Raw genomic sequence first — 25,672 nt, 5'->3', positions numbered from 1 at the left:
TCTCCTTTTGAATCAATTTGTTATTTTTGAATCAATGATGTTCCTGTCATCTCTTTTGGTTTTTCAAGACCAAGTAAGTCTAAAAGCGTTGGAGATAGATCGGCTAAAATGCCGCCTTCTCTAAGCGTCGCACCTTTTTTCGTCACGATGACTGGCACAGGATTCGTTGTATGTGCAGTATGCGGCTTTCCTTCTTCGGTAATTAGCACGTCTGCGTTACCGTGGTCTGCCGTGATGATGGCATGTCCGCCTTTTGCCAGGATTGCGTCGACTACAGCTCCTAAGCACTCATCTACTGCTTCAATGGCTTTGATTGTTGGCTCAAGCATACCTGAATGACCAACCATATCCGGGTTAGCAAAGTTCAGAATGATCGCATCATGCTTGTCAGCATTGATGTCTGCAACAAGTGCATCCTTTACCTCATAAGCGCTCATTTCTGGCTTAAGGTCATAGGTTGCCACATCTGGTGAATTGATTAAGATGCGGTCTTCACCAGGAAATTCTTCTTCACGGCCACCGCTCATAAAGAACGTCACGTGAGGATATTTCTCTGTTTCAGCAATCCGCAGCTGTTTCAATCCGTTTTGAGCAAGCACTTCTCCTACTGTGTTATCCAAATTCACTGGTTTGAAGGCCACATAGCCGTCAACCGTTTCACTGAAGTGTGTGAAGCAGACGAAGTGTAAATTCCTCGGATGAGCTTCTCCGCGGTCAAACGAGCGGAAATCTGCATTTGTGAAAGTGTTCGAGATTTGGATGGCACGGTCTGGACGGAAGTTATAGAAAATCACAGAGTCGCCGTCGTTTACTTTGGCAACCGGCTCACCATTTTCTCTCGTAATGACAGATGGAATAACGAATTCATCGTAGATTCCATTTTCATAGGAGTCATCAACGACATCATAGATGTTTTGATAACTTGGGCCTTCACCATAAGCCATCGCGCGGTACGCTTTCTCCACACGATCCCAGCGTTTGTCACGGTCCATTGAGTAATAGCGTCCAGAAAGTGTTGCCACTTCACCGACACCGATTTCTTTGATTTGTTCTTCCAGCTGTTTTAAGTACACTTTGGCTGTCTTCTGACCAACGTCACGTCCGTCCAAGAAGCCATGAATGTATACTTTTGTTAAGCCTTCTTTTTTCGCCAGCTTCAGCAGGGCAAAAAGATGCTGGATGTGACTGTGCACACCGCCGTCTGACAAGAGACCAAATAAATGAAGCGCCTTGTCATTCTCTTTTGCATAAGTCATTGCATCTAGGAACGTTTCGTTTTTCTCAAATTCCCCATCACGAATGGCAACATTCACTCTTGTTAAGCTTTGATACACAATGCGTCCTGCACCGATGTTCAAATGCCCCACTTCAGAGTTCCCCATTTGACCTTCTGGGAGACCTACTGCCTCACCTGAAGCCGTTAAGGTTTGATGCGGAAATTCGTTCCAGTAGCGGTCAAAGTTCGGTTTTTTTGCTTGTGCGACAGCGTTACCGACTGTTTCGCCTCTTAAACCGAACCCGTCTAAGATGATTAATGCTGCTGGTTTCTTACTCATATTGACCTTCCTCCAATAATTGAACGAAAGACTGAGGTTCTAAGCTTGCGCCGCCTACCAAAGCACCGTCAATATCGGATTCTGCCATATATTCTTTAATATTTGCAGGCTTCACGCTTCCGCCATATTGAATGCGAAGGCTGTCTGCCGCTTCTTGACCAAATTCGCTTGCAACGGTTTGGCGGATGTGTGCGCAAACATCGTTTGCATCTTTCGCTGTAGAAGATTTTCCTGTACCGATAGCCCAGATTGGCTCATAGGCAATCACAGATTCAGCCACTTGCTGCTTCGTTAAACCAGCTAGTGCTTTCTTCACTTGATCAGCGACAAGTTCATTTGTTTTGCCAGCTTCACGCTCTTCAAGCGTTTCACCTACACAAATAATTGGAACGATGCCATGCTTGAATGCAGCATGTGCTTTTTTGTTCACTGTTTCATCTGTTTCAGCAAAGAATTCACGGCGCTCTGAATGCCCAATCACTGAATAGCCGATGCCTAGATCTTTTAGAGCAGCAGGGCTGATTTCACCAGTGAATGCACCATTTTCTTCAAAGTGCATGTTTTGTGCACCAATTTTAAGGTCTGTTCCGTTTGATAGGCTGTTTAGCTTTTCAAGGAAAAGAGCTGGCGCACAGACAATGGATTCCACTTTGTCAGGAGATGGAATAGATGACTTAACTTCTTCAACGAAGCTGACTGCTTCGCCAAGTGTTTTGTTCATTTTCCAGTTCCCAGCTATAATTGGTTTTCTCATGATTGACACTTCCTTATAGCAGTTTTGGTCTTATTTATCGTTTAATGCAGTAACACCAGGAAGTTCTTTGCCTTCCATAAATTCAAGTGAAGCGCCGCCGCCTGTAGAAATATGGCTCATCTGATCGGCAAGACCAAATTTCTCAACAGCTGCTGCTGAATCTCCACCGCCAATGACAGAATATGTATCTTTTGCTTCTGCCAGTGCTTCTGCGATTGCTTTTGTTCCTTTAGCGAATGCATCGATTTCAAATACACCCATTGGCCCATTCCAGACAACAAGTTTGCTGTTTTTAATAACGTCAGCATACTTTTCTCTTGTCTCTGTTCCAATATCAAGTGCTTCTAGATCACTTGGAATTTCAGAGATTGGCACAATGCTTGTATTCGCATCATTTGAAAAGTCGTCGGCTACCAGAACATCTGTTGGAATCAGGAAGTTCACGCCTTTTTCTTTTGCACGGTCCATAAAGGATTTCGCTAAATCGACTTTGTCTTCTTCTAATAGAGATTTCCCTACCTCGTGGCCAAGTGCTTTCACAAATGTGTAAGCAAGTCCGCCGCCGATGATGAGGTTGTCTACTTTATCAAGAAGACTTTCAATCACACCGATTTTATCCTTTACTTTTGCGCCGCCGATAATCGCTGTAAATGGGCGATCAGGATTTGAAATGGCTTTTCCTAACACCTCAAGCTCTTTTTGCATGAGGAAGCCTGAAACAGCCGGAAGATAAGCTGCAATACCTGCTGTCGATGCATGTGCACGGTGTGCAGCACCGAACGCATCATTGACATACACATCGGCTAAATCAGCAAATGCTTTTGATAATTCAGGATCGTTCTTTTCTTCACCAGGATAGAAACGAACGTTTTCAAGCACTAGCACATCTCCTTCTTTTAAGTCAGAGATTTGCTTTTTCACGTTGTCGCCGTAAGCTTCATCTGCTTTTTCCACTTCTTTTCCAAGAAGCTCTTGCAGACGTTTTGCCACAGGTGTCAGACGCAGTTCTTCAGTAACTTGACCCTTCGGACGACCCAAATGACTAGCTAGCAGTACCTTTGCGCCTTGTCCTGTTAAATACTCAATCGTTGGTAATGCTGCGCGGATACGAGTATCATCCGTCACTTCTCCGTCCTTCATTGGAACGTTAAAATCTACGCGGCAGAACACAACTTTACCTTTTACGTCAATGTCTTTTACTGATTTCTTATTCATGCTCGTCAGGAGATCCTCCTTTATTCTGGTTTCCTTACGCATTGGACAAGACTCTCTTTATCCTTTTCCCATTTTGCCCTCATCAAAACGAGAAATCGTGCAGAACGGATAAAAACAGAGAAAAAGGGAAAGGGATGCTTCCCCTTCCCTTGTCCGTCTTCATTATATCGTGTCTCTAGGAAAGAACCAAGTGAGTTCCTTCAGTGTGAGAAATTAAAGACCTTGTTTTGCAATGTAAGCTGCAAGGTCAACAACGCGGTGAGAATATCCACTCTCGTTATCGTACCAAGAGATCACTTTCACCATGCTGCCTTCCATCACCATTGTAGAAAGAGCATCGATTGTTGAAGAGTTTGCATTACCATTGTAGTCACCAGATACTAATGGCTCTTCACTGTAGCCAAGGATTCCATTAAGTTCTCCTTCAGCTGCTTCTTTAAGTGCTGCATTTACGTCTTCAGCTGTTACATCTTGGTTTAATTCAGCAACAAGGTCAACTAAAGAAACGTTAGGTGTTGGAACACGCATAGCGCCACCGTTTAATTTACCTTTAAGTTCAGGCAATACAAGTGAAACAGCTTTCGCAGCACCTGTAGAAGTTGGGATGATGTTTTCCGCAGCTGCACGAGCACGACGGTAGTCTTTGTGCGGAAGGTCAAGAATTTGCTGGTCATTTGTGTATGAGTGAACAGTTGTCATCATACCGCGTTTGATACCAAATTTATCGTTAAGTACTTTTGCAAATGGTGCTAAGCAGTTTGTAGTACAAGATGCATTAGAGATGACATCGTGGCTAGCTGCATCGTATTTGTCTTCGTTTACACCCATAACGATTGTGATATCTTCTTCGTTAGCAGGAGCAGAGATGATGACTTTTTTAGCGCCAGCTTCTAAGTGTTTCGCAGCGTCTGCACGTTTTGTGAAGAATCCAGTAGATTCAACAACGATTTCTACGCCTTGTTTACCCCAGCTTAATTTCGCAGGGTCACGCTCAGCTGATACTTCGATTGTTTTACCGTTCACTACTAAGTTTGTACCGTCTACAGAAACCTCTGCATCTAGTTTTCCGTGAACAGAGTCATATTGTAAAAGGTGTGCAAGCATGTTAGCATCTGTTAGATCGTTAACCGCTACTACCTCAACTTCAGGATTATTTAATGCTGCACGAAATACGTTACGTCCAATACGTCCAAATCCGTTAATACCGACTTTTACTGCCATGATGTTTCCTCCTTTTATAGGTCACAATGTTTTATATTGAGGGATCAATTGACTCCCTTAATAACTCTTTTGCGGCTCCTTCGTCTGTGACGAGAACCGTTCGGCGTGGTTTTTTGAAATAAGCTTCAATCGCCCCCGCCTTTGATGATCCACCTGCAACAGCAATGATGTGTGGAATGCTTTCTAGATCATCTAGCTGCATGCCGACGGAGTGCACTTTGTGTACGACCTCACCATCACGATTAAAGTAATAGCCAAAGGCCTCTGTCACTGCGTCATGCTCATCAATCTTTTTTAAATCTTCAGCTGGTGTATTTCGTCTCATCGCCATTGTTTTTGCTTCACCAATACCATGAATGAGCATCGTGGACGATTTAATCGTTTGAAGCACTTCTTTGACGGACGGCTCTTCAATAATGGAAGAGTATGCACCTTCTGAAAGCTGCCCTGGAACAAACAGCAGTTTGTAAGTACCGGAAGCTTTTTCAGCCATGTGGGCACAAATGGTGTTTGCCTGATTTTTAACATTCTCCCCAAGACCGCCTCTCGCAGGGACAAACATCATATCGCGGTTTTTGGCATCAGGGGTCATCATTTCGGCAACGGCTTCCATCGTCGTTCCGCCAGTGACGGCGACGATATTATTTCCAGTAAACCTTTTTTTCATACATTGGACAGCAGCTCTTCCCATTTCTTGCTTCACCCACGGGGATTCGTCACTGTCACCAGAAACGATAATGACTTCTTCCAGGCCTAACTTTCTCTTTAATGTATTTTCCAAAAAGGTTAAACCTAAAACGTCCTTCATCATTCCTTCAAGCATTTCAAGCAAAGCGTGACCCTCACTCGTCAGCATCATGCCGCTCGTTTTGACATCCAGCAGATTTTGTTCTTTTAAAAACTGAACTTCAGCACGTAAGATGCGCTCACTGAGACCAAGACTCGTCGCAAGACTTCTGCGGCCAATTGGTTCAGCTAATCTGATGTACTGCAAAATGTCGTAGCGTTTTTGCATAACAATGAGAAGATCTGGCAATAATTTTTTTTGAGCTTCCAATAAACGATTCATGGCTAACGACCCTTTCTTTTCACGTTGGACTAAAAACGTCCCACTGTGACAAAAAACGTCCCGCCACAGCCAAAAAAAATCAATCCCTGCTTTCTTTAATTATTTTAACAGGATAATCTTGCATTTTCAACTCTTAGAAACACATTTAGACAAAAAATAGACACATTTTCACCGAAAGCCTGCTTGTCATCAAGGTTCTTGCGATGATATTTCTTTTCAAAATATTTATTTCCCTTTATATAGAATGAATACACGATTGAAAATGTGCATGCTGGTGATATCAGCATGCACATTTTTTTCAGGACCTGCTTATGTTTTTGTGATGGTTCCAAACTGTTTTGCCTCTTCCTTCGGTTTGATTTTAAGATAATAAATGATGTAGCAGGCGGCCATGAACGGGATTCCGCAATAAAGGCCGATCCGCTGATCCTCGATAAAAAATAAGCTGATGAGGACGATGCCAAATGCGATAAAGCCTGCTAATGGAACAAATGGATAGAGCGGTGTTCGGAAGACGAGATCCTTTACATCTCCGCCCTCCTTTATGAATTGTTTTCTAAAGAAATACTGGGACAAGCAAATGGACATCCAGACCACAACAAGGACCATACCAGAAATAGAAATGAGCCACACATACACCGTTTTTGGTGCTACAACACTTGTAAGCAGAGATAGTGCAGATACACCCATTGTCACCAATAATGCATTGATCGGAATTTTACGCTTGGACAGTTTTTTCGTAAAGTCGGGACCTTTCCCGTCTTTCGAAAGCGCCCAGAGCATACGTGATGATGCATATAACCCAGAGTTTGCTACAGATAAGACGGCTGTGATGATGATAAAATTCATGATATCTGCAGCATATGGTATGCCGACCTTGTCCAGCACGACGACAAACGGACTGTCGACAGTGCCTGCTGTCTGCCACGGAAGAAGAGCGGCCAGTACCGCAATGGATAAAACGAAGAAGACCATCGTTCTCCAAATAATATTTCGTATAGATCGCGGCAATGTTTTTTCAGGGCTTTCACTCTCTCCTGCTGCAATCCCTACAAGTTCTGTTCCTTGAAAGGAGAAATTGACCGTGACCATGGTTAATAAAATAGCAAAAACGCCGTTAGGAAATAGTCCGCCATGATCCGTCAAATGACGAAATAGAGGGGCTGGTTCTCCATCTTTCAGATGAATCATTCCGAAAATTGCGCCAATTCCAATGATAATAAATAATAGGATGGCAGCGACCTTAATGGCTGAAAACCAAAACTCGGTTTCAGCGAAGCTGCGAGCTGAGATGGCATTCACGGCAAATAAAATCACACTAAATGCAAGACACCACAGCCAAACAGGGATATCTGGGAACCACCTTTGGAGCAAAATGCCTGCTGACGTAAACTCCAGTCCAATTGTACATGCCCAACTAAACCAGTAAAGCCAGCCGATCATAAAGCCTGTGGACGGGCCTATATATTTGGTTGCATACTCTTGAAAGGAACCCGCTGTCGGCATCGCCACTGCTAATTCTCCAAGACAGAGCATCACCAAATACATTAACAATCCGCCAATGATAAAGGAGAGAATGGCTCCCCCGGGTCCAGCCTGATGGATAATGAGTCCTGACCCAAGGAAAAGACCAGTACCAATGACGCCGCCTAAGGCAATCATAAAGAGATGCCTGCTTTTCATGGAACGTTCTAGTTCATTATGCTGTTCTTGCTTCAAATCCGCTTCCCCACTTTCACTCTTCTATTCATCATCCTTTGACAAAATTCGCTGTTCGTGGAAAGAGAAAGGGAGAAAGTGATGGTTCTCCCCCTTTGACATTTATGCTTGAAATAATGCTTCAATATGACCAATCGCCCAGTCTAAATCTTCTTTAGAAATAGTGAGAGGCGGTGCAAAGCGGATGACGGTCTCATGGGTTTCCTTACATAACAGTCCTGCTTGTTTCAGCTTCTCGCAATAAGGTCTCGCTGCTTCTGTCAGCTCCATGCCGATAAATAATCCGCGGCCGCGCACTTCCTTGATAACAGGACTTTGAATGCGAGACAGTTTGTCTTTTAAGTATTCGCCAAGCTCCATAGAACGCGTTGCAAGGTTTTCGTCGATCAAGACATCCAGTGCAGCCAGCGACACCGCACACGCAAGAGGATTGCCGCCGAAGGTAGAGCCGTGAGATCCAGGGTTAAACACACCTAATATATCGCGGTTTGCGACTACACACGAGATTGGGAATACACCGCCGCCTAAAGCTTTCCCAAGAATCAGCATATCTGGCTCAATGTCTTCCCAGTCACATGCAAACATCTTACCTGTTCGCGCTAATCCGACCTGAATTTCATCCGCAATGAACAGCACATGTTCCTGTTCACAAAGCGCCTTCGCTTCCTTCAAGAAGCCTTCTGGCGGCATGACAATTCCCGCTTCTCCTTGAATAGGTTCGATCAGAAAGGCCGCTGTCTGTGGTGTGATGGCTTCACGTAACGCTTCAATATCTCCGTAAGGGATCAATTTAATGCCTGGAAGCATTGGACCGAAACCTCTTTGATATTCTGCTTCAGAAGAAAGAGAAACAGCTGTCATCGTTCTGCCATGGAAATTTCCGACGCACGCAATGATTTCTGCGCGATTGTCTTCGATTCCCTTGACGTCATAGCCCCAGCGTCGTGCTGCTTTTACAGCTGTTTCTACAGCCTCAGCTCCAGTATTCATCGGAAGTGCCATCTCTTTATTCGTCAGTTGACAAATTTTCTCATACCAAGGACCAAGTTGATCATTGTGAAAAGCTCTTGAGGTTAATGTCACCCGGTCTGCCTGTTTTTTGAGTGCTTCAATAATGCGGGGATGGCGATGGCCTTGGTTGACTGCTGAATACGCACTCAGCATATCCATATATCGATTGCCTTCAGGGTCTGTCACCCAAACTCCCTCAGCCTCAGAAATTACTATTGGCAGCGGATGATAGTTTGCCGCTCCGTATTGTTCCGTTTGTTGAATCAATTCATTTGTCTGTGTCATCGTCTATTCCTCCTTCTATAAGCTAGCCTCTTTTATCTACACACATATGATATGCAAGGATCGTGCCAACTTTCTGTCCGCACCATGGCGATGATTGATCTGCTTCTTTATGCAAAATATTTTTGCACATGCCGAATTTTTTAGAGGAAACCGCAAAATTTTTCATGTAAAATAGAGGTAACGTCTGGAGGTGCCTCAATGAAAGAAGATCAGTATACTGCAAAGCTCGAAAATGAGATTGATCTGTATAAACAAATGCTCGATTTAATTGATGTCGGGGTTCATGCAATTGACGAGAATGGCAATACCGTTGTTTATAATAAAAAAATGATGGAGATTGAGTCTTTGAAACGCTCTGATGTTCTCCATAAAAATGTATTAGACCTCTTCGTCTTCCAAGACGAAATGCACAGTACGCTTGTCCAAGCGCTGCGTACTGGGAAACAAACCGTTCATGCAAAGCAGACGTATCATAATTACAACGGAAAAGAAATCACAACGATTAATCATACATACCCGCTCGTTCGAGATGGTCTCATCCAAGGAGCGGTTGAAATTTCGAATGATGTGACCAAGCTGGAACGGCTGATTCACCACAATATGAAGAAAAAAGGAAGCACACGCTTTACCTTTGATTCCATTATTGGACAAAGCCCTGCGTTTTTAGAGGTGATTGAGCATGCAAAACGAGCAACACGCACCTCTTCCTATGTGCTCATTGTAGGAGAAACAGGAACAGGAAAAGAACTATTTGCTCAAAGCATTCATAACGGCAGCAGCCGGTCATCTGGACCATTTATTACCCAGAATTGCGCGGCACTGCCTGATAATCTCATTGAAAGTCTGCTCTTTGGTACACAAAAAGGGGCTTTTACCGGCGCAACTGATCAGCCCGGTTTATTTGAACAGGCGCAGGGTGGTACACTTCTGCTTGATGAGATCAACTCATTGAATCCTGGTCTTCAAGCAAAACTGCTGCGCGTATTACAGGAGAAGCGGGTGAGAAGGTTAGGCAGCACAAAAGAAATCGCCGTTGATGTAAGAGTCATTGCCAATATGAATGAGGACCCTGTAGATGCGATCGCAGGCGGACGCATGCGCAAGGATTTATTTTATCGGCTAGGTATTGTCACCTTATTTATTCCGCCGCTTTCTGAGCGAAAAGAAGATATTCCTACGTTTGTCAGTCATTTTATTCAAAAATATAATGAGCTGTTTCAAATGGAGGTGAAGGCGGCTGATGAAGAGGTACTAGCCCTTTTTCAAGCGTATGATTGGCCGGGGAATGTACGGGAACTGGAGCATGTGATTGAAGCGGGGATGAATATGATGATGGATGAGGATTACTTAAGCATGCATCACCTTCCATATCATTTTAGATTTAAACATAGGGAAGGCCGTCCCGCAGCGCAATTACAGACGAATCCTTTGCAGCATACCGCAGCAGCTGACACGTTTATTTATACAAGCGCAGAACATACGACTGATTTTCAAACCCAAATGGAACGATTCGAAAAACAATACATCGTCCATTACTTAGAAAAAATGGACGATAATATTTCACAGACTGCAAAGATATTGGGCATGAGCAGGCAAAGTCTGCAATATCGCATGAAGAAACTGCATATTTCTCGTTCATAATAGAGCTGTGCCCTCATTCGGCACAGCTTACTGTGGTTCTGACTGTCCTGCCGGTTCTTGACTCACATCACTCAGCAGTTTTTCTACATTTTTTAAATGCGTGAGCATCGCTCTTTCTGCTTCTTCTGGCTGTCTTGCCATAACAGCTTTGTAAATGTGTTCATGTTCTTTGTAAAGCTGCCGAATGGAGGCTTTCTTTGAAAACAAGACGACTTTTCTCGTTTCCCGCATTGTTTCTACCAGCAAGGTGGAGACCTGATTCATTAACGCCTTTAATAAATCATTCTTTGAGGCTTTGGCTAAAGCGAGATGGAAGGAGAGGTCTGCCTCTTCACCAATTTCTTTATGCGCTTCTGCTAGTTTCATTTGTTCGAGTGCCTCACGCAGCTGATGAAGGTCATCGTCCGTTCGCAAAAGCGCTGCCTTTTTGACAGCACCCGTCTCAATAATGGTTCTTAATTCAAGGAGTTGCGTGATATCATGCTGCTTCATTAAAAATGCAGGAGACAGACTAAATGTGAGCTGCTCAGGATCGAACTGCTTCACATACGTGCCTTCCCCTTGTTTCATCTCTATTAATCCGATCGCTTTAAGAGCAGACAGTGCCTCTCTTACAGCGGAACGGCTGACTTGAAAGCTTTCTGAGAGCGCTTGAACCGAATCTAATTTTTCCCCTGGAAGAAGCTCACCTGTACGAATGGATTCAATTAATGCATCCGCAATTTCTTCATATATTTTTTTCGTTTTGATTTGTTTATATTTCAATTGGTCTCACCTCATCACTGTTGTCTATCCCTATCGGCTCATGCCCTATCTTATACTTTACCCCAAAATTTCAGATCACACGTCTCCCCTCTTTAATTTTCAAGAAATCTTCGGGCTGCCTTGCTTTCAACAAAAAAAGAAGCACGTGCCATGTTCTGGCAAGTACTTCTTTTTAATCGTAGCGCTTCCTCAGCGTTGAGGCTGGGAGATTCATTTGTTCGCGATATTTTGCAATGGTTCTGCGCGACACGCGGATGCCAAAGGTTTGCTGAAGCAGCGTCATGATTTGCTGATCTGAATACGGCTTTTTCTTATTTTCCGTTTGAATGAGCTCTGCAATATGCGTTTTGACTGTGTAGCTGGACGCCTCTTCTAGCGAATGCCCTTCTAATTTTGCTTGGAAAAATTGTTTCATTTCCATGAGACCATAAGGGGTTTGCACCATTTTCCCTTTTACAGTACGGCTGACTGTTGACTCATGGACTTGCAGTATATCTGCGATCCGCTTCATAGTAAGCGGTTTCATTTTATGTTTCCCTGTTAGGAAAAAATCCGTCTGATGTGAGATAATCTCTCGAACGACATGAGTCATCGTTTGCTTTCTTTGCCTCAGCGCTTGGACAAGCCAATTGTACTGCTGCTCTTTTTCCTTTAAATACGTGTATGCTTCGTGCCGCTTTTGGTCTTGAATCATGGCGAAGTAGCCTTCATTCATTTCAACGTCTGGAAAAGCGCGCTGATTTAGCTCAAATGTGATGTGATCCTGCACCACAGTAATCGTCACATCAGGCTCGATATACACATGCTCTTCATCAGATGAGAAATGAAGGCCTGGTCTTGGTTCAAGCTGAGACACTTCATCTTGTACCGCTTGGAGTGTTTTCATTGAAACACCTGTTTTCGCCGCAATTTCCTTCCAAGCCTTTCTGGCAAAAAGAAAGAAATGCTCTTCGATGATCAGCTCAGCTTCATACCAGCGCTCCTTTTTTCTTCGCAGCTGAAGGAGAATGCATTCCTGCAATGATCTTGCGCCAATCCCGGCAGGCTCTAGTGATTGCAGCTGATGAAGGATGGCTTCTACTTCTTCAGCTGGCACCTTTAAGACAGCTGCCATTGCGTCGATCGGTTCATTTAGATAGCCATTGGAATCAATGGACTCAATCATAAAATGAAAGATTCTTTGATTCTTTTCACTTAAATTCAAATCAATCGCCTGTCTTTTTAAAAACATTTGCAGGCTTTCTTTTTGATGCGTTCGATACGGCTCTGTCATTCGTTCTTGTGATTTTTTATGATAAACTGGTTGATAGCTGTCCGTGTCTTTCCGCTCAATCAGAGGGTTCTCAAGCGCTAACTGGTCAAGATACTCGCCGAGCTCTGCGCAATTCAGCTGCAGCAGCGTAATGGCCTGCCTGAGTTCTTGTGTGAGCACCTGCTTTAATACCTGTTCTTGTTGCAGTTTAAGGCTCATTGTCTCCCCTCCCTCTCATCATTTTACATGAAGATTGACGGACCGTATATACGAAATAGGAGTGATTTCTATGTCTGAACTTTTTTCCGTTCCATACTTTGTCGACAACTTGAAACAGCACATCGCCATGAACCAAAATGAAGACAAAGTTCATGCGATGAATGCCTATTACCGCTCAGTGGTGTCAACGCTTGTTCAAGACCAGCTGACCAAAAATGCGGTTGTATTGAAGCGAATTCAGCATCTTGATGAAGCCTATCAAAAGGTGAAAAAAGAAAGCGAATGAACGAAAAAGAACACCCTTTTGTCAAGATGACAAAGGGTGTTTATCATATGCAAAAAGCTTCTGATCCAGCCTCGATTTATACATCATTAAAAAGCCAGACCGCCCTACAGTATAGATAATAAAGGCAAACCATAGGCCATGATTGTGCCAAATGGGCGTGACCACGGTTTGAACGACGATAAACAAAATCATTGCAAACAGCATCGAATTTCTAACAGGGGCAATTTCTGTCGCACCTGTAAATACGCCGTAAATGACCAAACCGAAACAAGCCGCAAACGGATAAAGTACAAGCCAGTCCGCATAGCGTAATGTCACGTCAAGCAGCTGAGGGAGATTTGTAAACAGGCTCAATATCGGCTCTTTTAATAGAAAATAAACCGCCGCAATGACACATGCCATAACAAGTGCCCACTGCCTTGAAAGGGTTAAAGTTTTTTCATAAAGAGAACGGTCATTTGCACCAACTGACCGCCCAACAAGGATGCTGGACGCATTGGCAAAACCATCGAACAAATAAGCCATGATGTAGTGAATTTGAAATAAGATGGCATTAGCAGCCAGCAGCTCCGTACCAAAAGAAGCACCTTTTGCCGTAAACATGTTGATGACCACTAGCAGACAGATCGTCCGGATAAACAAATCTTTATTCACATGAAACATTTTCTGCACTGCGTGAGTATCCATGATTTTCTTAATGGAAGGCATCTGGAATCCGTTTGACGAATGCTTCATGATGATCCATGCCCCTAACACAAAAGCGGTTAGTTCAGACATCAATGTCGCAGCCGCAACTCCTTTGACCGCAAACGAAAACACATGAACAAGCAGAAATGCAAGCGCCATATTCATGACATTGATCAAGATTTGTAAAGAAAGGGCTTCTTTCATTTTTGCCATCCCCATCAGCCAGCCCAATATGACATAATTCATTAAAGTAAAAGGCGCTCCCCAAATGCGAATATGAAAATAGTCTGCGGCAAATTGACGGACATCAGCATCAGGAGAGATCACTAGAAAAGCAGATTGAATAATCGGCCATTGCAGGGCAATAAAACAAAGTCCGACGATGATGGCGACGAAAAAAGGTCTTAGAAAAGCAAGAACACCCTGCTCCTCATTCTGCGCCCCGTTTGCCTGGGCGGCAAAAGCAGATGTACTTACCCGCAAAAAACCAAACAGCCAATATAATGTACTGAAAATGAGACTGCCGACCGCAACGCCTCCAATATAAGCAGGATTTGCGAGCTGACCGACAACCGCTGTATCAACAGCTCCAAGTAAAGGAGTGGTCATCGTTGAAATCGTTAAAGGAATGGCCAAAGCTAAATACGCTCGATGGTTCACGACGCCACCTGCCTTTCATGAAAAATAGCCTCTTCTCAAAGAGGCGTTGATAATAAAGCTTTACCGAACCGGTCTGCCAATCGTTCGTGACAAAGGATGGTCTGCGAGCATTGCATCTCTCATTTTCCGCACCGCTTCCTCTTCTGATGAAAAGAATTCTTCCTTTGATTGAAATTGGGCGACAAGCTTTCCTTGATCAAGAATCGCCAATTGATCACTTAAGTGATAGGCTGCTGTCATATCATGTGTAATAAATAAGTAAGCCACACCCAGCTCCTTCTTTAATTCTACTAATAAATCTAAAATGACAGCCTGAGTGACCATGTCTAAGCTGCTGACAGATTCATCAAGTACAATGAGCTTTGGCTGGAGCAATAAAGCTCTAGCAATGTTGATCCTTTGCAGCTGGCCGCCGCTGAATTGGTGCGGATATTTAGACAAATCCTTTTCACCGAGCCCGACTCTTTCCAGCCAGTGAATCAGCACGTTTTTACGTTCCTTTCGGCTCATGGTTTCATAGTTTTCAAGCGGTTCAGATAAAATTTGTTCAACTGTCCATCTTGGATTTACCGCCGAATAGGAATCCTGAAATACCGCTTGCACATGCCGGCGAAAATGCTTACGTGTTTGTTGATCTGCACGATAGACATCCTGACCTTCAAAAAGAACCTGTCCAGCTCTTGGTTTCTCTAAACCAAGTATGATACGGCCAAGTGTACTTTTCCCTGCACCGCTTTGTCCCAGCAGTCCAAGGCAAGTGCCTTCTTCAATGTTCAAATCGACGCTTTTCAGGACAGGGGCTGCGCCTTTATTTCTCATTAGAAACGACCGGCTGTTGTATGCATGACTGACTGCTTTCACTTCTAATAAATGCAAGGGCCTTCTCACCTCAAATCGGGCAAACAGCTGGGATAGATGGACGAGCTGCTAATAGTTTTTTTGTATAATCATGCTTTGGTTGTTCAAAAAGTTCAAGAACTCCTGCCTTTTCCACAATTTCTCCTTGTTTCATGACGACAACTTGATCTGCCATTTCAGCAATGACACCAAGATCATGGGTAATGAGTAAAATGGCCGTTCCATAGTCATGACGAATTTGATTCAGATGCTGAAGCACCCGTTTCTGATTGTGTACATCTAAAGCAGTTGTCGGCTCATCTGCAATGATGAGGGGCGGGTGCATACAGGCAGCCATGGCGATCATGACACGCTGCAGCATCCCTCCGCTTAATTCAAAGGGGTATTTGTTGAACAGTTCGTCTGGCTGCGGCAGATTCATTTGCGCTAAAGCATCCATTGCCTGTGCTCGTGCCTTCTTTTTACTAACAGCAGAATGCCGGCGGATGGTTTCAACCAGCTGATGGCCGATTGTCCATACCGGCGTAAAACTGTTCATTGGATTTTGCATAATATATGAGATGTCTTTGCCTCGAATGGACCGCATATTCTTTTCACTTATACCGATCAATTCTCGTCCCTGTAATGTGATACTGCCAGTGACTTCAGTTGTTTTTCGATCAAGCATACGTAAGATCGACATACTTGTCACTGTTTTCCCGCAGCCGCTCTCACCAATTAATCCAAGGATTTGACCGCGCTCTACTTCAAACGATACTTCTTGAATAAGAGGGGTTGTCCCTTGAGGTGTTTTCGTATGCACATGCAGGTTCTCTATTTGTAAAATGGGCTCTTGCACATTGATCATTCCTTTACACACGGCGTTTGATACCATATTTCTCTGAAAGGGCTTCTCCTAGTAAATTAAACAGAATCACCACAGTCATGATCACAAGACCCGGGTACAGCATCAATTGAGGATTCGTTTGAATATACGATTTCCCTTCATGAATCATTGCTCCCCATTCAGGCATAGGAGGCTGAACCCCTAATCCGAGGAAAGACATCGCAGAAATGTCCATAATCGCCCAGCCCATTTCGAGTGTTCCAATGACTGCTAATGGCGGCAGGACATTGGGAATCATATGCTTTCTCATGATATTCCAGTGCGAGGTCCCACTGATTTTTGCAGCTGCAATAAAGTTCTGTTCTTTTAAACTGAGCACCATCCCTCGGAAGACGCGGGCATAATACACCCATTGCACAAGCATCAAGGCTAGTACGACTTGAGAAAGTCCCGGACCGAAGATACCGACTAATCCAAGGATCAGCACCAGGTTTGGAAATGCCATGACACCGTCACAGATTCTCATCAAAACATGATCAATCCAGCCGCCTTTGTATCCTGAAAACAGGCCGACAATTAAACCAATGAATAACGAAGAAAGAAAGATTAATAACGCACAGCCGAGCGAAACACGCGCACCATATAAAATACGAGATAAATTGCACCGCCCTAATTGATCTGTTCCAAGCGGATACTCCCACGAAGATCCCTTTAGCTTCATCGCTAGATTAACAGCTGCCGGATCATGCGGGGCGATCCATGGCGCACATATTGTCACAATCAGCAGGAGACCGAGCAGCAGAGCGCAGATCGAGATCATCTTTTGATGAGAGAAGAGATGTTTTACTTTTGTCATCATTGCTGGCGGCCTTCCTTTCTAGAAATACGAGGGTCAATGATCAATTGAATCAAGTCAACCATCAAACTGCTCAAGATAAAAATACAGGCTGACATGAGGACATAAAATTGAATGACTGGCAAATCACGGTTAAAGATCGCTTCAATAAAAAAGCGGCCAAACCCCGGCCATGAGAAAACGGCCTCTACAATAATGGTTCCGGTTAACAGCTTGCCGAGGTTCACCCCAAGTCCGGTCAGCATCGGCGATATCGCGATTCTGAACACATGCTTGAACATGATCGATTGTTCCTTCAATCCTCTCATTCTCGCATATTGAACGAAAGGTTCTTGAAGCGCCTCACTCACACTTGAACGTAACAGCCTTGTATACGTAGCAATTAAAGGGACTGCCAGTGTGATCGACGGCAGGATGAGATGCGCCCATGTTCCGACCCCTTCAACTGGTAAAAGGTCGAGCTTCACTGAAAAAAAGAAGATGAGCAAATACCCCAAAACAAACGTTGGGATAGATGCTCCTAAGAAAGAAATGAGCCGGCTCACATGATCAACGGCACCATTTTTCCTCATGCCGCTGAAAAAGCCGAGCGGAATGCTGACACAAATAGCGATCAGCAGACTGGTCAGTGCCAATTGAATCGTCGCCGGTATTCGATACATCACCTCATCAACGACAGGCTGATTGGACATATACGACCGGCCGAAATCAAGATGAATGACTTTTTCAATGGTATGAAGATATTGCATATAAAATGGCTCATCTAAGCCAAATTCACTTCGTTTTTGCGCTAATATTTCATCCGTAGGCTGGATATGAGCCGCTGCTAAATATGCCTCAGCCGGGTCAACTGGCGAAAGGTGAATCATACCAGTTGTGAGCAGTGTGGCTAATAAAAATACAGGAATAATTGATAGCAATCGTTTGACGATATAGCGGCCCATTTCCTTACCTTCCTTCTGTTACTTCAGCTTAATGCCTGTGAAAGGTTGTTCATCACGATTCGCAGGGAATTCAAAGTCTTTCACAGCTTTTTGATAAACGGCTGTCTTTTTAAAATAAGAGATTGGCACAATTGCCCCTTGATCCTGTAAAGAGGATAAGACAGACGAATACAGTGCTTTACGTTTCTTTTCATTTGTTGTTGATGGAATTTCCGTCATTTCTTTGATCAGCTTTTCCTTATTTGGGTAGGCTGAAATGGCTTCTTTGAATCCAAATCCATCTGATGAGAGAACGTTCATAAACGTATGCGGATCATACGGCGCTCCGTAGTTGCTAAAGAAGTTCATATCAAACTTATTGGCTTTAAAGCGCTGAACCTGTGTGGCCAAATCCACACCCTCAAGCTTGACGCCGACACCAACGGCTGCCCATTCGGCTTGCAGCGTTTCTGCCATCGCTTTTTGAATCGATTCTGCCGAGTCATACATCATGCTGAACTCAAGCTTTTTCCCATCTTTTTCACGAACGGATTTTCCTTTTGGAAGTGTCCAGCCCGCTTCATCCAGCAATGCTTTGGCTTTATCCACATCATATTTGAAAGACTTCACCTGAATGTTTGACGTATACGGCATGTTTGTCGGCAAGATGTGATCTGCTTCATCCTCTAAACCAGAAGTGACCCCTTCTACCATTGATTTTTTATTGAAGGCATATTGAAGGGCATGACGCACTTTCTCATCTGACAGCTGATCCACTTTTGTGTTCATGACAAGCTGTCTCGTTGCAACAGGCTCTGACATTTTCGTTTCATACTTGCCGCTTGCCTCTAGCTGTTTGTAGGAATCAAGGCTAATGGTTCCTTCTCCGTAAAGTAGATCCACATCACCTTTTTCAAATGCCATGACTCTCGTTTCCGCATCTGGGATAACCTTTACCTTGATTTCTTTTACCTTTGGTTTTTCTCCCCAATAATGATCGTTTCGTTCGAAAATAGCATAATCATCTTTCTTATATGTTTTTAAAATCCAAGGGCCTGTCCCCACTGGTTTTTCAATTCCTTTTGACGTATCTCCGTTTTTAGGGAAGCCTGCTTCACCTAAGAAACGAACTGGACGAACAACGGCTAATTCTTGCACAGTTGGATAATATGGTGCTGTTAATGTGAGTTTAAATGTCTTTTTATCAACGGCTTCTGTCTTTTTGATTTTCTTAATGACACCTAACCAGCTATGTAAATCTTTATTTTTTAAAATCGTATCAAAGTTCTTTTTAACAATATCCGCATTAAATTCAGAGCCATCTGAGAATGTTACTCCGTCTCTTAAATGGAACGTATACACCTTGCCATCCTTTGAAACATCCCATGATTTCGCTAATTCTGGTTTCAGCTTTCCATTCTTTTGATAGCTCACCAACGGCTCATAAATCATTGATTGTGCAAACAATTGTGATGGGTTGTATACGTGTGGATTCATTTCACCAATATCTCTTGGCCACGCCATAGTGATCATGTCAGGGTGATCCTTGTTTCCATCCGCTCCATTGTTTGTTTGAGAGCATCCTACTAATAAAAAGAGAATAAGCAGGAAGGGTAACACAGTATTTATTTTAATTTTCGGAAAATTATTCCAAATAGTCATAAGTTGCTCCTCCTAATTGATGCTGATAATCATTTTCATTTTAAGGAGGAAGGGAGCCCTTGTCAATATCATATTTGAAACGACATGACAATACTTATTCCTAATTATTCCACAAATTGAGGAATTTGATAGAAAGAGAGGCAGGCTGCTTACGAATGAGCAGCCTGTGAAGAGGTAAATGTTTTTTCTCGCAGCATGTCATGAAGTATATGGATGATACGCTCCTGATCTGCATCTGTCATGCTCGTTCCAGACGGGAGACAAAGCCCCCTCTCAAATAACAGCTCGGATACAGGCGTCCCTTTTTCCGCAGTATAAAAAGGGCAATGGCGAAAGAGCGGCTGCTGGTGCAGCGGCTTCCATACATGCCTTGCTTCGATTTGTTCTTTTTCTAAAGCAAGAATGATATCTGCTGGAGACAATTTTGTATCACGATCAATTGTCAATGCCGTCAGCCAGCGGTTGGATTTCGTTTCTTGATATTCTGGCATCAAATGAAGACCCTCCGCTTCTGATAAAGCGTCCTGATAACGCTGGAAAATGCGGCGTTTTTGATCAACACGCTCTTCCAGCACTTCCATTTGAGCAATCCCGACCCCTGCTAAGAGGTTGCTCATACGATAGTTGTAGCCCATCTCTTGATGCTCATAGTGCATGGCTTGTTCTCTGGCCTGTGACGCAAGAAAACGGCATCGTTCAATCGTAGCTTCATCATCACTCACAAGCATTCCGCCCCCTGATGTTGTAATGATTTTATTTCCATTAAAAGAATAGATACCGAACCTGCCCATTGAGCCGCTTTTCCTTCCTTTATACAGCGAACCTAACGATTCAGCCGCATCCTCAATGACGGGTACATCATATGCTTCACACAGAGCCATGATCTCGTCCATTTTTGCACTTTGCCCATATAGATGGACGACAATGACCGCGCGAGGTTTTTTACCAAGACGTTTTGACTCAACAAAGGCTTTCTCTAAAGAGAGCGGACACATATTCCACGTCTCCCTTTCAGAATCAATAAAAACGGGCGACGCTTGTTCATATAAAATCGGATTTGCCGTTGCAACAAACGTGAGGGTGGAACAAAAGACAATGTCTTCTTTTTGTACACCTATCAGCTTTAAAGCAAGGTGAATCGCCGCTGTTCCTGAGGATAAAGCCGCGCCTGTCTTCACTCCTGCATAGTCCGCTACTGTCTGCTCAAATTCATTCACAAGCGGTCCAAGCGGCGCAACCCAGTTGCTCTTGAAGGCTTCCTCTATTTTGAGATACTCTTTTCCGCTCATATGCGGAGGAGATAAGTAAATTCGCTTCTTTTCTTTCATCACTTTCCACCTTCTTTCCGATCTTTGATTTCCATTGCAGGAATTCCTACCGCAACCTTCTGATCATGTATATCTCTTGTCACTGCTGCTCCAGCGCCAATGACCGTCCAGCTTCCAATCGTTGTACCCGGTGTCACGACGGCACCTGCCCCAATATGTGCACCCTCCCGCACGGAAACACCGCCAGTCAGAACCGCGCCTGGTGACAGGTGCACAAACGATTCGAGTATGCAGTCATGCTCCACGATAGATCCTGTATTCATAATCGCATGCTCACCGATAGCTGCATCTGCTTGTACCACTGCCCTTGCCATCACGACAGTCCCCCTTCCAATGACAGCTGACGGACTTATGACCGCCTCTGGATGAATGAGTGTGGCGTACGCTGTATTTTCAAATGAGAGGCGTTCCTTCATGAGCAGTCTGATCTCATTTTGTCCGATTGCAATCAGCCATTTCATATGTGGCATGGTCTTTCTCAGCTGCTCACTCATGGAGATCGGTCCATACAAAATCCCGCTTTGAGTGACCACCTCTTCAAATTGATCATCTAACACCGCACATAATGAGTAATCGGAATGTGCAAAAATGAGATCTTGGATGACTTTGCTATGTCCTCCAGCCCCAATTAAACCAATGGTTTGCTTTTTACATATCGGTTCCTTTGAATTTTTCAGCTGTGGCATGATCCGGCTGCTGCACCCCCTCTGTTTTCATGACTTTCAGCAAGGTCATCCATAGAATTTTCATATCGAGCCAAAACGATTGATGCTCGACATACCAAAGGTCATAGGTGAATTTCTCCTCCCAGGAAAGCGTGTTTCGGCCGTTCACCTGTGCCCATCCTGTTATGCCGGGCTTCACAAGATGACGCCTTGCTTGTTCCTCTGTATACATAGGCAAATACTCCATCAAAAGCGGTCTTGGCCCGACGAGACTGAGCTCTCCTTTGAGTACATTGACAAGCTGCGGCAATTCATCAAGACTAAGCTTTCGAATCAAGGCGCCGGTTTTTGTTAAACGCAGATGATCTGGCAGCAGCTCCCCATGTTCGTCGCGTTCATCGGTCATTGTCCGAAATTTATAGAGCATAAAAGGCCTGCCATACAGACCAGGCCGCTTCTGCCGAAACACCACAGGCGTTCCAATTTTCCATCTAATCAGTCCATAGATGAGAAGAAAAAGAAGACTGCCTGCGATGAGCAGCGTCAATGCCACCATCACATCGATCATTCTTTTCATCATTGCATCTCCTTTTCATATTAGCGGGAGACCGCATGTTTTACCTTACGCATCAGCTGCATCCGCTCTCGTTTCGTTCCTGCAAACACATACAAGTAGCCTATATAGAGAATGAAACAAAGCCCGCCAATACAAAACAGCTCCCACCATGAAGTCACGTTATATACCACTTGAATTCCTGCGCAGACGCCCCAAATAAATAGCGCTCCTGCAAGCGGAACCAGCGTATGCTTGTAAAAGATGGTGCGTTTCTGATTCGTGATGCTGGCCGTATAAAATGGCAGAAACACAATATTTTTGATCAATAAAACCATTGCCCCCGCTGATGCAATGCCATATAAACCGAGCTGCAGCATATGAGTCAATCCATAGGCAAAAAGCACATTAGACACACCTAATATAAGGGTGACAACCGCAGGAACTTTAAAACGATTAAACACGGTTGGCACATATGTGAGCGGTAAAAACATCAAGGTCAAACATAAATAAGCCGCATGAATCATGAGAAGCCATTTCAGCTCCTCAAAAGCAGGGCCAAGCCATAGAAGCATGAGCGGACCAGCGAGACCTCCTAAAAGCGCGGCTGGGAACGCAACAAATAAGCCGCTCCACTTAATAGCATTTGCAGCATATTGAATAAGTCCCTCTTTGTCGTGATTCGAATAAAATTTCGTAATTGTTGGTGCAAACACAACGGCCAGTGTCCCTGCCAGTGTGCGTAATAATAATGGAAACTGTAAAATCGCCGCATATTTGCCTGTCGCTTCAGCTCCAATGAGCAAGTTGGTCATCAATAAATCAATTTGTAAAAACAACAAAATCCCCATTTGCTCAAATGAATGCCAGACCCCTGATCGAACAAGAGTGAGACTAGACGATAATGAGACATGCCGCCACTTAAACGAAAACCAAGGGATGAGTTTTTTAAAATAATAGATACCGATTCCCATAGCCGCTAAGCTTCCAATGACGGCCGCAAGTGGAATATGCCAAATGGCTGGTGTCGTCCATGTAAACAGGATGATAATCATCAGTGCTCTCAGAAACATTTGAATTGCCTGTCCAACACTTGATACATAGAGCTTATTCGCATAAAACGGTGCAGCCCCAATGCCAGACATGACGAAATTGAGCATAAATAAAAGACCCCCTAAAATAAAGGCGGTCTGTGTGTCTTTTGCGAGATGATCGGGCACATGAAGCCACTCAACCAGCTGATGAGATATGAAAAGACAAAGCAAAAAGAGACTAATAGATAGTAAAAACGAACTGACGAAATAGGAAGCGAGATAGCGCTGCGCCTTCTCCATCTCTCCTTTATGAGCCGCCACAGAAAAAAAACGCACAACAACCGCACTTAACGAAGCGGTAATGACCGATAAATAGTTGATCATGTTTTGCGTCAGATGGATTAAGCCGAATGCTTCCACTCCAAGCGTATGAACAATATAAGGTGTTAAACAAACAGACATGAGCATCATCAGGACAAATGTGATTAAGTTCGCACTGGCATTATAAAGAAACGCTCGATTCATTGTGCTTTCACGCAGCGTTTAAGAGCCCTCATCCAGCTTCCTCTCCCTTTTGACCACTTGTTTTCATCAGCTGATGAACGGCCTCTTTCACAGCGGTCTCATTTGGTTCTTTTAAAAGGGTCATAAACGGAAGGTGAGCCACCCACTCAAATCCCTCCATCACCTTATGATCAAACGACCTAAGGACAACACATGGTGTATGAGTGATCGCACAAAAGATCATGCCATGCAGACGATCTGTCACGACGACCTGCGTTTGTTTTAACTCCGTCCACAAAGACGTTAACTCCTCCAAGCGAGTTGTTCGATCGACCCGTCTGCCAATTGTCGTTGTGATCAAACCGACTTGATCATATGTCTCTTGAATATACTGCTGCAGCTGCTGGCGCTCCTCCTTTGTGAGATATGCTTCTTGATCCTCACGCAGACAAAGCAGAACCCCTTCACGTGTTTCATCCTTTGATGATTCGTCTAATGACAGCACCATATCAGGCTGTTTCCACACATCTTGATCAGGAAAATGCTGCTTCATCCATTCATAGGTTGTTTGATCTCTTGCCATGAGGAGCAGTCTTGGATGCTGCTTATACGTGTGTATGGCGCGGCGCTCCTCCCTTTTCCCTTTCTTTGTTTCTGTAAAATGCACAGTAGCAGGCAGCTGGATCATGGGATAGGACTTGAAGGTCTTGATGATAAATTGTCTCGTCCATTCTTCGTACCGGTATAAATCCCCCATATTGCCCCCACCGATCATACAGACGATGTCTTCTGGATGCCGGCTGCGCTTTAGCGGACGGGCAAGGCGATAGATCTCTTTCATGTCCACTTCTATGATGTCATAGGCTGGAAAGTGTTTCTTTAAAAAACAATAACTCGCATAGGCAATCGCATGATCCCCTAAATTATCATGGCCCGGCAGCAGCGTGAGAATGATTTTCTTCTGATGACTCAGCTCTGGCAGCCTTTGGCGGCTCAGTCTATACTCAAGCGGATATTTGACCTTTAAGAGCAGCCACTCTGCGGTTTTTGCCTTCATTTGCTGCACTGTCAATCCCATCACCCCTATTTCCTTGTCTGATATTCGATCCATTTTTGATAGCTAGATGCCGCGGCAGAAAGCGGATAAACCAATCGGCACTTAGCAAGAAATAAAATCATTCGCTTTCGTACTGTGAGCTTCGATGGTTCCACTTGTTTGACGGCATGCTGAAAGGCATCATGTGTGACCATTTCACGCATGTGATCAAGCTTTTCCTGAATAGAGAGATCATTTTGGCTCTTCCATTCGTTGAGCATACAATGAAGCGTATGATTGACGATAAAAAAGTCTAATGCTTTCTCATACAGAGAGAGGTCATCATGCTCTTTTAAAAAAGAGCGCTGTGCATGATAAAAGGTCAGTCCATGATGAAAATACTGCTTCTGATACCGCTGTACAATAGATGACAGATGAACCCTGTAATAATAAAGAGGCTCATGAACAAAAGCGATGCTGCGTGCTAAAGAAAAACAGCGCAGCGTCACATATTGATCTTCAATGTTCTCTAGCTCCCCCCGCAGCGGAAATCGAATGTGGTGTTCTTCCATAAAGGCACGCCGATACAGCTTATTCCATGAGAATCCAGTCAAGTCTCCATGTAATAACGCTTTGATTAAATCCGTTTTTTCAGCTGACCGCTTGTCTAACAGCGTCGTTGCTATCGTTCGCTTTGACTGTTCAAATTGAATCCAATACTCGCTCACAACAAGATCTGCCCCGGTCATTTCGGCTTTTTCATACATAGCTTCACAGTAATGAGGAGCGAGAATATCATCTGAATCCACAAAGGCGAGATACGTCCCTTTCGCTTCCTCGATGCCCCGGTTTCTCACAGCGCCTAACCCTTGATTGGATTGATGGATTACCCGGAAACGCTCATCACGCTCAGCAAATGCTTCAAGCCATTCACCGCTGCGGTCGGTCGATCCATCATTGATAAGAATGACTTCTATATCGGAAAAGCTTTGATCTGCAATTGATTGAAGACATTGCTCCACATATTGACTCGTATTGTAAACTGCGACCAATAGACTGATAGCTGGCATTACAGCATGCCCCACCT

General features: G+C 44.1%; 23 protein-coding genes. 2 read left to right on the top strand and 21 right to left on the bottom strand.

The window, feature by feature from the left end; all coding sequences use genetic code 11:
- Positions 1-20: 20 nt before the first annotated feature.
- From gpmI to OIT90_RS03370, 7 genes are all read right to left on the bottom strand, one after another.
- On the bottom strand, positions 21-1,556 hold the full coding sequence (gpmI, locus tag OIT90_RS03400; RefSeq protein WP_059377572.1) for a 2,3-bisphosphoglycerate-independent phosphoglycerate mutase: 1,536 nt from the start codon (positions 1,554-1,556) through the stop codon (positions 21-23).
- Entirely contained in the window at positions 1,549-2,310 is a 762-nt protein-coding gene (gene tpiA, locus OIT90_RS03395; protein WP_017359213.1) for a triose-phosphate isomerase, read from the bottom strand. The genes gpmI and tpiA overlap by 8 nt, the downstream gene beginning before the upstream one ends.
- A gap of 30 nt (positions 2,311-2,340) precedes the next feature.
- A complete protein-coding gene (locus OIT90_RS03390) occupies positions 2,341-3,525 on the bottom strand; it encodes a phosphoglycerate kinase (RefSeq protein WP_039181514.1) in 1,185 nt (394 codons plus the stop codon).
- A gap of 213 nt (positions 3,526-3,738) precedes the next feature.
- The gene (gene gap / locus OIT90_RS03385; RefSeq protein ID WP_012011304.1) at positions 3,739-4,746 is read right to left on the bottom strand and encodes a type I glyceraldehyde-3-phosphate dehydrogenase; all 1,008 of its coding nucleotides are present in this window, start codon (positions 4,744-4,746) and stop codon (positions 3,739-3,741) included.
- 31 nt (positions 4,747-4,777) lie between these two features.
- Complete coding sequence (locus OIT90_RS03380; RefSeq protein WP_039181517.1) at positions 4,778-5,815, bottom strand: sugar-binding transcriptional regulator; 1,038 nt, start codon at positions 5,813-5,815, stop codon at positions 4,778-4,780.
- Between the two features lie 309 nt (positions 5,816-6,124).
- Complete coding sequence (locus OIT90_RS03375; protein WP_047203010.1) at positions 6,125-7,498, bottom strand: amino acid permease; 1,374 nt, start codon at positions 7,496-7,498, stop codon at positions 6,125-6,127.
- 138 nt (positions 7,499-7,636) lie between these two features.
- Entirely contained in the window at positions 7,637-8,830 is a 1,194-nt protein-coding gene (locus OIT90_RS03370; RefSeq protein ID WP_474892247.1) for an ornithine--oxo-acid transaminase, read from the bottom strand.
- A 198-nt stretch (positions 8,831-9,028) separates the two neighbouring features.
- Between OIT90_RS03370 and OIT90_RS03365 the strand changes: the two genes are divergently transcribed.
- Positions 9,029-10,471, top strand: a complete 1,443-nt coding sequence (locus OIT90_RS03365) for a sigma-54 interaction domain-containing protein (protein ID WP_474892246.1) — start codon at positions 9,029-9,031, stop codon at positions 10,469-10,471.
- Positions 10,472-10,498: 27 nt separating this feature from the next.
- On the opposite strand, the gene OIT90_RS03360 is transcribed toward OIT90_RS03365, so the two are convergent.
- Positions 10,499-11,236 (bottom strand): FadR/GntR family transcriptional regulator, encoded by a 738-nt coding sequence (locus OIT90_RS03360; RefSeq protein ID WP_039181531.1) that lies wholly within the window; start codon positions 11,234-11,236, stop codon positions 10,499-10,501.
- A gap of 172 nt (positions 11,237-11,408) precedes the next feature.
- Entirely contained in the window at positions 11,409-12,707 is a 1,299-nt protein-coding gene (gene rpoN, locus OIT90_RS03355; RefSeq protein WP_039181533.1) for an RNA polymerase factor sigma-54, read from the bottom strand.
- A 70-nt stretch (positions 12,708-12,777) separates the two neighbouring features.
- Between rpoN and yvfG the strand changes: the two genes are divergently transcribed.
- The gene (gene yvfG, locus OIT90_RS03350) at positions 12,778-12,993 is read left to right on the top strand and encodes a protein YvfG (RefSeq protein WP_024423509.1); all 216 of its coding nucleotides are present in this window, start codon (positions 12,778-12,780) and stop codon (positions 12,991-12,993) included.
- Positions 12,994-13,014: 21 nt separating this feature from the next.
- Here the strand turns inward: yvfG and OIT90_RS03345 are convergent, their stop codons facing one another.
- The 12 genes from OIT90_RS03345 to OIT90_RS03290 all read right to left on the bottom strand — a co-directional run bounded on the left by OIT90_RS03345 (position 13,015) and on the right by OIT90_RS03290 (position 25,655).
- A complete protein-coding gene (locus OIT90_RS03345; protein WP_039181536.1) occupies positions 13,015-14,340 on the bottom strand; it encodes an MATE family efflux transporter in 1,326 nt (441 codons plus the stop codon).
- A gap of 60 nt (positions 14,341-14,400) precedes the next feature.
- The gene (gene nikE / locus OIT90_RS03340) at positions 14,401-15,216 is read right to left on the bottom strand and encodes a nickel import ATP-binding protein NikE (protein WP_064498023.1); all 816 of its coding nucleotides are present in this window, start codon (positions 15,214-15,216) and stop codon (positions 14,401-14,403) included.
- A 13-nt stretch (positions 15,217-15,229) separates the two neighbouring features.
- On the bottom strand, positions 15,230-16,045 hold the full coding sequence (nikD, locus tag OIT90_RS03335; protein ID WP_186315103.1) for a nickel import ATP-binding protein NikD: 816 nt from the start codon (positions 16,043-16,045) through the stop codon (positions 15,230-15,232).
- A gap of 4 nt (positions 16,046-16,049) precedes the next feature.
- Positions 16,050-16,883: a nickel ABC transporter permease subunit NikC gene (nikC, locus tag OIT90_RS03330; RefSeq protein WP_039181542.1), complete on the bottom strand. Its 834-nt coding sequence runs from the start codon at positions 16,881-16,883 to the stop codon at positions 16,050-16,052.
- Positions 16,880-17,824: a nickel ABC transporter permease subunit NikB gene (gene nikB, locus OIT90_RS03325; protein WP_039181545.1), complete on the bottom strand. Its 945-nt coding sequence runs from the start codon at positions 17,822-17,824 to the stop codon at positions 16,880-16,882. Before nikB ends, nikC begins: the two co-directional genes overlap by 4 nt.
- Positions 17,825-17,842: 18 nt before the next feature.
- Complete coding sequence (gene nikA, locus OIT90_RS03320; RefSeq protein WP_126682324.1) at positions 17,843-19,465, bottom strand: nickel ABC transporter substrate-binding protein; 1,623 nt, start codon at positions 19,463-19,465, stop codon at positions 17,843-17,845.
- A 149-nt stretch (positions 19,466-19,614) separates the two neighbouring features.
- A complete protein-coding gene (locus OIT90_RS03315) occupies positions 19,615-20,793 on the bottom strand; it encodes a DegT/DnrJ/EryC1/StrS family aminotransferase (protein ID WP_474892245.1) in 1,179 nt (392 codons plus the stop codon).
- Positions 20,793-21,479 carry an acetyltransferase gene (locus tag OIT90_RS03310; protein WP_247543774.1) on the bottom strand — a complete coding sequence of 229 codons (687 nt, stop codon included), beginning with the start codon at positions 21,477-21,479 and terminating at the stop codon, positions 20,793-20,795. Before OIT90_RS03310 ends, OIT90_RS03315 begins: the two co-directional genes overlap by 1 nt.
- Positions 21,442-22,035 carry a sugar transferase gene (locus tag OIT90_RS03305; protein ID WP_039181552.1) on the bottom strand — a complete coding sequence of 198 codons (594 nt, stop codon included), beginning with the start codon at positions 22,033-22,035 and terminating at the stop codon, positions 21,442-21,444. The genes OIT90_RS03310 and OIT90_RS03305 overlap by 38 nt, the downstream gene beginning before the upstream one ends.
- A 20-nt stretch (positions 22,036-22,055) precedes the next feature.
- Complete coding sequence (locus OIT90_RS03300; protein ID WP_474892244.1) at positions 22,056-23,570, bottom strand: MATE family efflux transporter; 1,515 nt, start codon at positions 23,568-23,570, stop codon at positions 22,056-22,058.
- 28 nt (positions 23,571-23,598) lie between these two features.
- The gene (locus OIT90_RS03295; protein WP_052196536.1) at positions 23,599-24,627 is read right to left on the bottom strand and encodes a polysaccharide pyruvyl transferase family protein; all 1,029 of its coding nucleotides are present in this window, start codon (positions 24,625-24,627) and stop codon (positions 23,599-23,601) included.
- 5 nt (positions 24,628-24,632) lie between these two features.
- Complete coding sequence (locus tag OIT90_RS03290) at positions 24,633-25,655, bottom strand: glycosyltransferase family 2 protein (protein ID WP_458209009.1); 1,023 nt, start codon at positions 25,653-25,655, stop codon at positions 24,633-24,635.
- Between the last annotated feature and the right edge of the window lie 17 nt (positions 25,656-25,672).

It is taken from the genome of Bacillus sp. ABR (genome assembly GCF_056172715.1).
This window is presented reverse-complemented; position numbering and strand designations above follow the sequence as displayed.